This window comes from Pantoea sp. BJ2 (genome assembly GCF_040255075.1).
Classification (GTDB): domain Bacteria; phylum Pseudomonadota; class Gammaproteobacteria; order Enterobacterales; family Enterobacteriaceae; genus Pantoea; species Pantoea leporis.
On record NZ_CP158294.1, the window covers coordinates 290403 to 304921 of the forward strand.

Below are 14519 nucleotides of genomic sequence, written 5' to 3' on the forward strand. Positions count from 1 at the left end.
TCGTTGAATTATAAGCCTCGTCGAGAGATGACGATAATGAGGTCTGTCATGAAATTAAAAACCAGCAATTACAGTCAGCAGTAGCACTGATTCTTGCCTGTATTCAGCCGTAATCAAAATCAGTTTCGTGCCAGGCTGCAATTGCAGAGCGGGCTCATGAGATGGGCGCCAGAGTCATTAAAACGGACATTAACGCTCTAACTGCGGCAATCAATACGTTAGCGGCGGACCTGCGAGACAGTCGCGTCGAACTCTCCCGCTATGCTGACAGCGATGTCGAAAGTGCCGCCAGAACCGCTTAAGAAATCAAGAGCCAGGCTATTCATGTCGCCGGCATCGTCCTATCCTTCGAACTCATGTTATCCGAAAAAGATATCATCATGACCGTCGATAAGAACCCAGTTGAGCTTGCGTTCGTTAAAGCCATCAGGATGTTCAGCATTGCGACCAAAAACGACCTCGGCCCTAAAGACCAGCTTACTCGTCCAATGGATACGCGCGTTAGCCTTATAGCTATAAATTATCTTCTGGATACTGGTAATAAGTCAGCTGCTATATGGCTTTAAGGTTGAATATAGTCATGTTACAAGGGGTGTTTTTTTCTGCCTACGTTCAACCTTTATCCCGATCTCAAAGATCAGCGCAGAGTAGGGTTCAGCGCCTACAAATAAATTGGTGCTCCTACAAATCTTCCCGGCCGGGATGCGCCGTTTGACTTTCCTCCGTTCGCTGTTGATGCAAACGTTCATCAAATTAACATTAATCTTGATTTTTCAGCTAACCTAAAAGCTGTGGCGGCGGGTCAGCCTAACCGGAAAAATGTCAAGTCAGGCATCTGATGTTGCATAGCGATAATGGAGGTCCAATGAAATGCCTCACGTTGCAGGCAAAGCTTTATGCCCTGGGCTTCACGCCGATGCATCGTCGCCCGAAGGTTCAGACCGATGCCTGTATCAAACCTGTAAGACCTTCCGTAGTTTTAATCACCTGAAGGCCAAAAGTGGAATGAAAATCAATGTTCTGATTGGAACTTTACATATAGTTCTTCCAACTACCGTGCTCGAGACTTTGTATTTTATTTTTAAACTCAGCGTCGTGATTAGTACCTAAATATTTTACTTTTTCTATTGTGATATCTTCAGGGTAAACATGGGCTTCAAATAAAAATATTGCACCATTAGTTTCATACCCCCAATCAATATCCCCCCCTTTTTCGGGTGCAACACTCAGATATTTCTTTACACCTTCACTGTTTCCATTGATGTTCCCCCGAAGCGAACAGCCTCTGACATCATCCGCTGAAATCTCGTAGAGATGATATGTTTCCCCCTGAGAAGATATATATCTTAAAACTCCCTCAAGACTTTCTGACACAATCAATGCCTCACCTTCAGCTCGCATCTTTTCAATAGCAGTAAAGTCACCCGATGGTCCAAATACGTCTGTACTACTCAGTTCGTCAGGACTTCTCTTATCTGCGCGGTAGAGTTTACCCGCAAAACCCTTCTGTTCAACTAACCCCAGAGAGTTTACAGTTCCGCTAATAGTACAAGGCGATCGTTTTGCCCTGTGAATATTAATTTCACAGGCATTCTTAAGGTATAACTCCCTCTCATCTTGATACCTTCTTATTTCGCTCTTTATCACCCGAAAGGGTATAAGTTTTCCTCTTTTAGATAACACATAGCTTTTACTATAAAGCTGTCCAGTCTCACTGTCTACACGCTTATAAATGTCCCATCCATTTTTTTTACGCGACAACATAAAGCCGCCAGGGGTTTTATCGCCAGATATATATCCAATGATTGACTTACCTTTTCTGACCCTGTACCACTCACCACTATTATAGGAATAGGATATCTCTTCATATCTGCCCTTATAATTCGCTTTGACCTTGTTGTTTTCGTACAGTACATCCCGGTCAATTCCATTGATATTGACTACAATCTTATTATTTTTGAAATTCATCCCTCGGGGTATTTCTAATTTGTTTTCGATGACATTTCCATCGTGACCTCGCGGAGCATAGTCTGCTATCGACCTGCCTAAAGTAAGCAGCTGTTCATCTACGTCAAGTACATCATCCTTATTAAGCTCCTTATTATCAATGGCATCACCAAACATCTCGAATAGTTTACCGCCCAATCTTTGCGTTATTATCAGCGGCTGGCAACCCGGAATAAACCCCGTGACAAACGATATTGTTTTATCCACACCTGACGCTATCGATATTATTCTCTCATTTTCTCCTGCCGTTGGACAACGCCCATAACGACTATAATGTAAAACCTCAATGTCTTTTACCAGTTCCTTGATTGGACTGCTAAGAGTTTTGCCTATCTGCCTGAATATATCTGCGACAGTTAAGTTGTTCATTTCTTCAATACATGAAAAGTCTATTTTTTCAACTAAAATATCAACAGGTTCCGGAGCAGCGGGGCTCGTTCTTTTTTCATAAACGACATGCCTTGGAATGCGCTCTATTTGTTTCAACCTTTCTCTTTCAAGGTTTACAGGTAAAGCGTAAGCACTCGGAAACGTAAGTGGATCATAACGAATTATTAATTGCTCAATTTCATGCACTACATTAGCAGCCTGTTCCCTTATCACACTAATAGAATTAGGAGTGTTATCGTGATTAACAGGAACCAGGGGAGCAGAATCGGTTAAGTCTTTAGAAGATATAAATGCTGGATTTTTACACCCTTCTGCACCGGGATTGCCAGCAAGTCTTACCTGGCTTAACAACAAAAACAGTGGAACTAATACGCTTTGACGCTGAGCGACATTCTGGTGTGTTGGTCTTTCCAGCTCCTTTTGACAGTTGGTGACATTGCAAACACGATTTCTGAAATGAACTATTTCTGACGGAATAGTAGAGCGATTTACGCTGACACCCAGCTTATCAAGAAATATTTTCGGGATATTGTCGTGACGTTTATTACAATAAGTTCCGACTGTTACTCTGCTTTGTGATGTAGAAATGGTCATGATTAATTCCAAGTTAGACAAGTCTTAATCACATTTTTTTCAATGAATTGCTATCAATTAACGACTAAGATTTATAATTAGATTATTTATAAAATGACCTCTCCGTATCAAATCATCACAATGTAATCAGGAGCCTGATACTCTTTAAGTCAGACCAATGAGGTACACCACTTCCGTGTATTGAGTCGTTCCTGGACTGATAATGCTGACTTATCCGCAACTGTATCATCCTGCAACTGCAATGTGTGCCCATAAGCCCCAGCCAAATATGCCTTTTTAGGTTTAGTGTGCATCCTTTACGGTCCGGAATTCGTAGCTGTCCTAAACTCTACTCTGACGGAGAATCGCTTTCATTCAAGACATAACAACTGAATACTCCGAGGTAATGCCACGCATCAACGATACACTTTATCAGTAAATCGTAAGCTTACAGTGAGCATTGTATAGACAGCGTGAGACAGAGATGGAGTTGCCCCCGCTAAAACGGACACGGTTAATTCATAACTAGCAGCGAACTTCTGTATTCCCCCGGTGACTGCAATTTCAGCCCTTTATGGGGATGCCAGTTATTATAGTCTTCCATCCATTCCGTCAGTTTTTCTAATACAGTCACCGCATCCGGCAGGTCATTCACTTACACGTAGTCACGCTTGAACGTTTTCACGAACGATTCTGCCATCCCATTGCTCTCCGGACTGCGTACTGGCGTCGTACACACGATGAACCCGAGTGAGGCGGCGAACGTTCTTGTTGAGTCCGCTATGTAGCAACTGCCGTTATCGGTCAGCCATTCAACGGCATGTGGCAGGTAAAGCGTATTGCCAAAGCGCTTTTCTACACTCTCTGTCAGCAGATCCTGCACCATAACGCTGTTTATTCCACCTGTTGTCGCCGACCAGCTGATGGCCTCGCGATCACAGCAGTCAGGGCTGAACACCACCCGCACGACCTCCCGATTCCAGCAGCGGATTTCGAAGCCATCTGAACACCAACGCGTATCTGGCTTAAGTGTCACGACGTTGCCGGTATGACAGCGCTCTGGCTTTTTATGGCCAGATTTTGCCAGCAACAGGTTATTCGCCCGCATGATCCGGTAAATACGTTTAGGGTTAACCCGCCAGTTTTGTTCCTTCAGCGCACGATTGAGGTGTGCAGTCACGCGACGATAGCCGTTTGTCGCCCGCTCGCTGCATATCTGGCGGATAAGCGGTAACAGTCGACCGTCATCATCTTTGTTATAGCGGGCTGACCGATGCTGGCGCTGCTTCAGTAACCGTTCATAAAGATTCGGACGCGATACACAAAGCACTTCTGCTATTCGGATGAGGGGGTATCGTCCGGTGGTAGCAATGGCATGCGCGATATCAACTTTTTTGCCTGGGCAATCTCAAGCGCGTCCCGAAGGATTTCGGCTTCCATCGTTTTGCGCCCCAGCATTTGTTCAAGCTGTTTGACTTTTTTCTCCAGCGTTTTGACTTCGGAGACGCTGACCACCTCGTCGCCTGCGGCGATCGCAGACTTCCCACCATCGTTCATGAGCCGTTTCCACTTAAAAAGAAGACTGGGTGTGATGCCATATTGCCGGGCAACGAGTGAAACGGTGTAGCCGGGCTGCATGGAGAGCGCAATAAAACGGGCTTTCTTTTCGGGAGTATAACGACGGCGCTTTTGCTCGCCAGTGATCGCTTCGATTCTTTGCACAGGACACTCCTTAAATATAGCTCTATGACTATGTCTTACTGGTGAAGTGTCCGGTTTGAACGGGGGCTAATACAAGAGATGACTACCTGCGCATGATGACGCGACACAGTATCAGTTTATCAACTCGGATGGACGTGCAGCAGGAGATCACCTACTGCACGTTGTTGCGATAATGCTCCGGTATATTATTCATGCGGCAGCTACTGATGAACACTGACAATTGGCTACCATGCGCGCCGCCCTGGCTTTAACATTAAGAGAGTGTTCTTTCCAGACTCACCATCCGCGTCGCGTTTTTCCCAAGCTTGTTATCTGGCTCTTAACAGCAATCCCGGGTGTATGCACCTGTCACTGGTTTAGCGCATACACCATGCATCTTATAAAAATGATTCAAGTTTTACTTTATGCTGATCTGACGATGCTGATGACCCTATATGCAGCACCCCAGGGCCATTGGTAAAGGTCATGCTGTCCATCTCCATTGCTTTAATGAAGTCCCGGGTTGTGCGGAAACGTTTTCCTTTAACATGGCCCCAGGCGTCAGGACAATCCTGAAGGGAAAAGTGCCCACTCCCGGGATGCCAGATTATTGGCGTCGTCTGAATCACATCGGGTTGTAATGATCTGCGATATGAAATAACGCCCAGCGGCGAGATAAAAAATTCATCCTGCGCTAAAAAAGGAGGGTGACGCTCAAGGCTGATTCCAGTCGTCATTCTTATGTGAGCATCATGTCTGACGATCATTGACTCCTCCTCATCGAAGTAAATAAAGAAACTTTCTCCCAATGTCACACGAGTGTCTCCCTGAACCTGATCGCTGACACGTACGGAAGGTACCCGTAATATTTCTGATAAACCCGGTGTGCCGTTCACCTCGCTGGTATGGGCGAGACCTGTGAACGCGACCCAGTTACCGGGATATTCTTTCTGGTCGTGCTGAATGATATTGGCAGCAAGATAATTAAACAGAATCAGTCGTTCGATATAATCACTTTGTACGGCCATACCAATATCACTGGCGAGTGCATCAATACCTACGATGCGGATACCGTATGCATGTGCAGTCTCAATCAGTTTTACCCGATTAAAGGATTGGGATTGATGATTGTAATTACGGTCAGCAATCCCTAACCCGGTACGTAATGCCTCTGGTAAAGGGGTGCCGGGTGGCATGGCGTTATATAAATGCAGATCGTCTGCCCACAATTCTGTCGTAATCCCCTCAAGATAAATGGTTGAAACACCCGCAGCTTTAAAAGCTGCCATATATTGGTAAAAGAATTGTTTAGCACTAACTGAGGTGTGGTTTTCGCCGACAATCATGCCTCGTGCATGCTGATAAGTCTGTTTAATCATATCGTCTACAGTGAGCTGTCCGCTGACGCTTGTCAGATATGACCAGGTAGCCGGTTTTCGTTCAAGCATCATTACCAGCTTCATTGCACGCTGAAAAAGCGTGTATTGAATACGATAAAGGCGCCCTCTGGTCTCCTCAGCTTCCGGAATGGTTAATGCTGGCGCTCCGGGTATAAGTGCCGAACCATCAAAAGAGTAAAGCAATTTTGCATCTGCGTTGCTCATGAAATATTCATCCGGTTTACCATTCAGTTCAACGGGCATTCCCCCCTTGAGACCGGCAACAAGTTTCCAGTGATTATCCACCTTGAACATAAAGTGCCCGGTATTCACTCCGGCAGTTTTATCACTTTTCAGGATCTCCAGTTCACCCTCGTGTTGCTTTAATACGCGGTTGAACACTACTTCACTGCTCTGCTTCTTTGGGTAGGTCAATATATGTCGAACATAAGATTGACCGTTAATCCAGTGAAGCTGCGCGGGATTATGTTCTGACCAGCTATTATTTATTAACTCCGCTAACAGCTCAGGATCGCTGACGGCATAGCGCTGAATTACCCTTCTCGCATGTCCTTCAGAGGTAAAATAATGCGCTGTATCAATGACCATCCATTTACCCGAAACATTGATAGCCTGTGCCACAGCGGAACCACCAGAGTGCAGGTCAATCAGATATAACTGCCCTACCCGGGTATTAAAAGTTTTGTCCAGATATTTTACTGGCCAGTAATGATTAGGCGTTTTGATATAGCTCTGGCCGGAAGCTGAATGATACAGGTTGTCGCTGTCCGGTCCGGTCAGCGACTCACTTAATGATGGCTGCGGGTGAAATGACTGCAGAATTGGTGCATCCTCAGGAGAAACCATATTTAAATACAGGGGAGCGAGCAATTTTTTACGATCCATCAGGTGCACATGTAAATCACCAATCACGCTTTCAGCGTCTGGAAACGATTGTGCAAATGTCCGCTCCAGCTCGTTTATGGTCTTGAAGTTAACTTCCGAATCTGCCATTGGGCGTGTTGCATGGTAACGGTTGAAACCAGCAGCACTCCGTGTCCTGATGATCTGAATGATTCTTCCGGCATCAGGGGGCCCCCAGAACTCCCCAGAACCAGACTTGCCTGCGTCAGAAACCATCACAGCCGTATCGACAGGGAAACTGTCGAGTGCAACCAACGTCGAGTAAAAAAGATTTTCCGCATCCGTAGTCAGGCCAAAAGACGCCTCCTCACTCAGGATGACTCTTGCAGAAGTCAGCCGCCTTTCGTCAGAAAGCTTTGTCAGATGCTGCCAGGCTTCACCTGCGATTTTCAACCCCTTTTCCGAACGGGTTGATGCAGTAATGACATCTGAATAACGTGAAATTTCCTTGATATCCAGATTATTGAAAATACAGCGCACCAGCTGACTTTTACGATCCGGCTCGCTTGCCATAACCTTCTGAGGCATTAACTCACGCACATGTGGATTCATTTCCTGTGGCAAACGACGAGCATTGATCAGCGCATCATAAACTAGCTCCTGATGATCAATTGCACTGAACCACCTGCCAATATGTTTATGTGCCCGCTGCTCGATGGATTCTGCAGATGCTTTTTGCACTTTAGGCCGCTTGAGTAGTAAGCGATGCTCCCGCCCGGCAAAAATTTTGAATGGAGAAGAGTCGGTTATTTCATCTGATCCCTCTGACCAGCTATAGCTCCAGAGACCATGCCGTACGATATTAAACATTGTATATGCTTCCCCTCCATTGGGGATGTAAATGACCTCTTTGCCTGAATCATTATCTTTGACTAATACCCTTACGTTAAACATGCTCGCCAGACGAGCTAATACAAGCGGTTCAGCCTGCTCAGGGAGCCGTTCGAGCTGACCAGAACTGACGTACTCACCGATTTCAAGAGCTACTTTCCTTGAACGGAGTTCCCGAAGCGCCACCAGCAAGGCATGAGGCGCGAGCGTGTCACAACGCCAGTACGCCATGAGCGCCTCGAGGGTGGTGTCACTGGATCTCATCATTAATTCAAGCTGTCTGTCTGACAGGGATGAGACTGCAGTATTAACGACTGAGGCCCTGATGAGCTTCATAATATCCTGAGAATAGTGCCCATCCAGATCGAGCGCCCAGCGGTCAATACTGACGCGTTTTAATACCGGTTCCACTCCATTCAGTTCCGAATGTATAATGACAAGATGCTCATCCTGACATTTGACTTGTGAAACCCTTACGCCACTCGATGTATCGATGTAAACATATTGTTCCCCATCCGCCGTTCGCCAGATACCGTCTTCACTGAGCAGTGCCGAACTGGGCATATAGCTAAACGTATACACTGCTGATGCGGCGGGATCCCACACTGCGGGTTGCCCCCGGTTGTCGGCAGACACTCGCCATCCCTTCAGGCGGGATTTAATTTGTTTTGATAAATACCCCTGACTTTTCCTCTCTATGGTCAAATCCAGTATATCGGTTAATGTGCTCAGTGCTGCAGGTGGATCAATGGCTAAATCTGACGGCAGGGTAATGACATTCGTTACGATTAATATTCGAAATAACCAGTCCCGCAGCGGAAACGATACTTTTCCGGGTAATGGCATTGTAATGAACTCAACGGTTTCGCTAACAGAGGCCAGGACGCGACGATAATAAATCTGCAGGCTTGCTTCCCGGCTGGTCTGGATGTGATTCATCGGAGATTTAAAGCGTTCAACGTTGAGAAAGACTACGTTATCGATGAATGGATACTCACTGTTATTACAGCTATTAGTCGTTTTAACCGCAAAGGAAAGCTCCTTTTGTGAATTAATAAAATAGTATAAGATTTTTGCTAACGGGTTTAAGTTTTCTTCGTCAATAGCGGAGTCTTTAAACACCATTCTGAATTCGTGTAACGTTTCCAGTGAGATGGCATTAAATATCCAGTGACCTGTAATAGCCTTCTTTTCCAGTTCGTTATTTATTTCTTCTGTCAATTCTCGTTCAGCCTCTTTTTGAGAGGCGTGCATCATAAATTCCCTTCCGATTCTCCCTGGGATATAGCTGCAGTAGTCAGAGCCTGAACTACCATTGACGTGCAGTAACCAGCCCGCAATTTGATCAGGGCGCGCCATGCCCCCATTACAGTCAATGTATCTCATGGGCATAGCAAGCACGTCCTCAACAGCGTCCTCAAAGCTGTTGCGGGGTGCAGCAGGTCTTTCAAACAGATAAAACTGATGCCATCGTATTGTCGAGGTTAATCCTGATGTATTCTCCCTCCTTATTCGTTTAAGTGATTCAAAAACTAATCGGGTGATTTGTCCTTTACGCATGGCATCAAAAAGAGCTATTTCAAAGTTCTTTTTATTGTATTGCGGTAAAGAAGCCCAGATGCCTGTGCGGTTTGCCTTAGCACCATCTCCTGTATATTCCGCCCCCCAGCGTCGTAATTGCTTACCCATATCAAATTTACGTATCTGCTTCAGCAGACGAAGAATATTTTCCTCTCCGGAAAATTGATCGTTTCGCCCAGGCATCGTCAGCCATGTTTTATCACGAAAAATTTTTGCATCAGGCCCATCGCCAGTTACCGAGTCAGACACACCGGTGCAAATAAAATCCCACAAAGATCCCGATGATACGGAGGGCTGGATCACTCTGGGGCGTCCCTGACTGTCGATAGTGATCCCTCGCCGGCCTTTGTCTCCCCCGCCATTGGCCCGAAAATCCTGGGGAGGGTTTTGAGTATGAATAAACACAGTGGTGAAATCGCTAATCAGCATGCCCCGGTCGTCTTCAAGGTTTAGTATCCTTGCCAGTCGCAGCTGCAGTTGATTTATATTGTCTCTATAGTCTTTGTAAAACTGCGGCTCTTTCTGACTTTTTATCAGCTGGTAGAACCGGGTAAGCTCATCCATGTTTAAATTACCCTGGAATTCATCAACACTGCTCTTAAGCCAGCCAGCAAGCCGGGTTGCCATTTCATCTTCACTGTTCATCAGCTCAACAGTGACTTCATCGCTGTCCTCTGAGGCGCTCCCCGCCAAAACAGGAGCCGAAATCGTTGCTGCCATTGAGTATGATGAATCCGCAGTAACATTGTCCTGCAGGGAGCGGACATGCCGCGCGTAACGCAGACTTAGCTTCTCAGGAAGGATTATCTGCTCAGCATGGGGGAGTCTAAGATTGTTCTCAGTATGAATGAGAATATCACCCGTTAGGTCATGCATCTGATGGGCCGTTTCAACCAGGTCGGCACTGCCCTGATTTGCCTGCAAGCCCGCAGTATAAGAAGGAGCGCTCTGTTCTGAAATCAGAGAATGGAAACCTGCAGGTTGCGTCAGTCTATCCAGAGAATGCTTTGCCTTATTCAGCAGCCAGTATCCGGCAGTAACCGCTGAATAAGGATGCGATGTGAACATTGTTAGCGCTTTCTCTGCCCCCCACACGCCAGCACGATATAAATCTGCCCATATTCCCGAAGGGCGTAGACCGCCCGTAGCCGGCAGGCCTCCTGAAAAAACAGGTTGCATCATAAGACTACCCACGCCTGTTGCTGTCGCAAGGAGTGAGCTGGCATGACGACTCGCAGCACTGTCCGAAGCCTGATTCGGGGAGGGATCCCAACGTCGAATATTCTGGTGTTTTTTTAACGCGGTTCTCCTGAGCGATCTGAAATCATGAAGTTGTTCTTTTGCGTCATGGAAACGCTTAAGAGTTTCTGTACAGCCAGGCGCGGATAGCGTCGCCTGCCAGCATCGCATCAGTTTTATCTGTTTGTTGATTTCTCGCTCTTTCAGTCTCAGGTTCTCAGGATTTGAGGAGGCAAGATAACGAATGTCGTCATCAATATCAGCGAGCATCGCCTTTACTTTGTAGCTGACTTCAACACTGGCTTTTCCATACATCATGAAAGGGCCGGAGAAATGCAGCAGAAGTTCCGTAATAAGGGCTATAGGGTGAGGTGAAGATTGATAGCTAAAAGCACGTTGTTTATTTTTATGATCTGCCCGCGCATTGTGCCTTAACCGCCTCGTTAATGGCCCATCTATAAGTTCATGAATGGTTTTGCCGGGATGTGATGTAATGACGTCAACAATGCTCCCGGTTAATGCTGCGAAATCAATGTCTTCGAAGTTGAATGCCATCAGTACGTTTTTTGCCAGCGCCCTGCAATCATTTTCATCATGCCAGCCAGTACATCTGCTGATCGCATTTATCAGTAAAGCTGTTTCAACTAAGGTCTTTGCCTGATGATATTCAGCGTCTTTTTCCATCGCCCAGCTGTAAGAAAAAAGGCTGTTAAAAGCGGTATACCATGAGTAATGATTCATAAGTATCCGCATAGAAGAATCAATTTCGGGCTGTTGCTGACTGCGCCACGATGCAGTGTCGGGACACAGAGAGTTTTCTAATACTTTCGACCGTAGATTACGCACACTGACAGGAGTGAATGCATTACGGGTTCGGTTATTATCTGGGTTAATTTGCGATGATGATGATGAAGGCAGTGGAAGGGATTTTAATCGGGTCAAATTTGTCATTGTTCAACGTCCAGAAATGGGACCTATGGGTTTTACCAACAGAATTTCTGACCATTGGCATCACCAATGTGATAAAAATAGTGTGTAACCAGCCATACTGTCTGTGACTAATTTCATACGGAATTCGGCTATTCCGTTTGCTCAACGTTATCGATGGCAGCAAACGTAATTATCTGGCGAAACTCACTTCTGATCTCTTAAGTTCAGCTCATTTGAAATACTCGCAGCAGGGCTAACATGAATTGAAGTCCCGACTCCTGCGTCAAACAGACGGAGTGTGTTTTTTGCAATGATAGTAAAGAGGATAAATTCATAAACACAAACTGGCATGACCTGTAGTGGACTAATAAGGAGAAGCCAAATATTATCTGGTTCATCGGAAACGGAAGATTCCATTCCATAACAGCTCGTTAAAACTAAACAGAGATATTTAACAAACCATAATAAAGGATTTTCAATGATTATAATGTGGATTTCAGACACCACTCTAACCCTGTCATAAAGACAGTTCAGACCTGAATCAAAAAGATGTTATTAAACTGTAGGATCAGCATTATCTTAATCAAAGATGCAAAGCATGGTCTGAAAAAGGCACGTTCAGGTGTAGGTATACTGGAAAAAACGATAAAATCGGACATGATAATTTCATTATTTAACAATCAAGTTACGGCATACTAAAATACCCATCATCATAATGTCACATATGATCGTTTGATTATTCAAAATTTAAAGTTAAGTCGCGACGTGGCATAAGCCGTTAATTAAGATGGAGGATATTTCCGCTATAAATATCTTTAACGACCACCTCATCATGAGCCAAAGCTTTTTTCAGAACGACCAGTGTAGCACTTTGCACCGTATCATCACCTTCAATAAAAATCATTTCTGAAATGCAAAATAATTCACCCGGATTGATGAGAATATTATCAGGTATCAATTCGTCTGAAGCTTTTTTCTTATGAATGCTTTCATCAAAAATAAAGAAAACAAACTCACTTGGGGTTGAACAGAATAAATTTCTTTCCAGCCAGAACTCCATCCAATGAATGGCATTTTGAGGTAATGCGAAAGCTGACATGATACCTTTATCGAGAATGAGATTGCCAGTTTTGATCTTTTTACCGTATACCCCCGCAGGAACAGTAATGGCACGATAAGCATACCCATTGTAATCGTCCATAAATTTCATGGCATGACACAATTCTGCATGCAACCGCGCTCCGGGCTCAGAACAATTACCCCGCCTCAACCATGAATTAATCATAATATGCGTATTATTATCAGCCTGAACATATTCAGATAAAATCATTGACTCAACACTACCAATGCTTACGTCGTTTATTACCTGTGAATCTCTCAGGGTTTCATCCGCAGTGCGTTCACGGTAAAAACCTCCATTGTATTTTTTATAGAGTCGGGCGAACGTTAATGAAGGAGAACACTGTGATGGAGACAGATTTTCGTTATAGACAAAATCAAAAAGATTTTTCTTAAGCTTTAAAAAAAAATCAGCATATCTATCTCGTACATAGCCTTTTCCTTCGATGACCGGTTTATCTTTACCAAAAAGAAAATCCACAAATGACCCATAATTCCTTGACATGAAATCTCCTCTTGCAACTACTTATTCGGGCTATGCGTAATGAAATAATGCTACGTTAGTTCACCATCAACGTTATGGCGATACATTGACATTACATAAATTGGATATAACAAGGAGAACTAAATAAACTGAGCATGTGGCACGGCAGGTCTCATATTGGTAACGTCAATTGACAGTAGCCTATTACAGTGTGAAAAGTCACGAAATATCGCATCATTTAATCATGTATTCAAGCGGGAACATTATAACAAGCATTTTAATTCGAAAAAGGGATGCTTCATCTCCTGTGATTTTTTGTCAATCTGTTAAGCCTCTAACATTAGACATAGATTCCGCTCTATTTTATCTCGCTTATGCTGCATGCCAGTAACGACAGTCATACGAAAGACGTCTTAGTACGTCAAGAATCGCCCCAGCCTTAACAAAATAACAAATTAATTGAAGGTAAAACTAAGTCCTTTTATGAAAATAATATACATTACGGATATTCTATAAGTAATACACCTTTGCCGCTGAAAGGACCATCGTTCGCAGGCTTACCCTGAAGCGTTACATTGAGTGGAACCAAGTTCAGCCCTTTTAATCCTCGTACGGGTGTAGTCAGAGGTTTTTGGGATGACGTTAAGGTAAGCAAAGCGTTCATTCCATTGTTAAGTGGTATGCTATCTTTACCATTGTTGAGTTTCAGTATAAACATTATTTCATCTGTGCAATCTATTCTTAAATCCTGGGTCTGGTAACGCCCCTCTGCTTGATTCGTCCTGATGACATCAAAATCAAATTCCCGGAAATTATCTCTGAATAAACACCATTCTGCCGCAGCAGGGACAGGTAAGCATCGGTTCAGAGCACGTACCCCGGAAGGTAGAGTAGAAGATAGCGAATTTGCAGTGTGATTGTCAGCCTCCCCATGATACTGAGGAAAAAGGCCGAACCCCAGGCATAATCCATCCCCCATCATTTTTTTTGACACTGAAGAAACAAAACTGGCTTTACCCCCACCGATTTTTCCGGTTTGACCGACTAATTCTCGCCATGTTCGATTAGTATAATTAGCAGCAACATAGGGTGCGTAATTTGAAAGGTCCATTATAAAACCATTGCTGGGACCGTTTCCTTTAAGAAAAAAAGAGGCAATAAAAGCACGACTACCGATGTTGATCGTTTGATCTGCTTCCGATTCCGACAACGTCAACGCTGCATTTTCCCAATACCATGTAATATCAAATGTATCAGCATTAACGTATTTCATCTGGACGGATGTCACCACTGGCCATAGTCCGTTTACGTTCCCGGATGCTATTCCCCTGGCCGAATATGCTGTAAACAATATAAGGGTC

Annotated in this window: 4 protein-coding genes and 1 pseudogene; all 5 read right to left on the minus strand. The window is 44.6% G+C overall.

From position 1 onward, the window contains the following. Nucleotides 1-1032: 1032 nt before the first annotated feature. Entirely contained in the window at nucleotides 1033-2991 is a 1959-nt protein-coding gene (locus AAF463_RS24555) for a hypothetical protein (protein ID WP_350262513.1), read from the minus strand. A gap of 493 nt (nucleotides 2992-3484) precedes the next feature. After that, nucleotides 3485-4692, minus strand: a pseudogene (locus AAF463_RS24560) (IS3 family transposase). 377 nt (nucleotides 4693-5069) lie between these two features. Further along, a complete protein-coding gene (locus AAF463_RS24565) occupies nucleotides 5070-11366 on the minus strand; it encodes a membrane-targeted effector domain-containing toxin (protein WP_350262514.1) in 6297 nt (2098 codons plus the stop codon). A 967-nt stretch (nucleotides 11367-12333) separates the two neighbouring features. Next, on the minus strand, nucleotides 12334-13179 hold the full coding sequence (locus tag AAF463_RS24570; protein ID WP_350262515.1) for a hypothetical protein: 846 nt from the start codon (nucleotides 13177-13179) through the stop codon (nucleotides 12334-12336). A gap of 478 nt (nucleotides 13180-13657) precedes the next feature. After that, nucleotides 13658-14431, minus strand: a complete 774-nt coding sequence (locus AAF463_RS24575; protein ID WP_350262516.1) for a hypothetical protein — start codon at nucleotides 14429-14431, stop codon at nucleotides 13658-13660. Nucleotides 14432-14519: the final 88 nt, after the last annotated feature.

Excerpts from the sequence above, each read along its gene's own strand:
- AAF463_RS24555 (WP_350262513.1), bottom strand. The coding sequence starts at position 2,991 with ATGACCATTTCTACATCACAAAGCAGAGTAACAGTCGGAACTTATTGT.
- AAF463_RS24570 (WP_350262515.1), bottom strand. The coding sequence starts at position 13,179 with ATGTCAAGGAATTATGGGTCATTTGTGGATTTTCTTTTTGGTAAAGAT.
- AAF463_RS24575 (WP_350262516.1), bottom strand. The coding sequence starts at position 14,431 with ATGAAATACGTTAATGCTGATACATTTGATATTACATGGTATTGGGAA.
- AAF463_RS24565 (WP_350262514.1), bottom strand. The coding sequence starts at position 11,366 with ATGAATCATTACTCATGGTATACCGCTTTTAACAGCCTTTTTTCTTAC.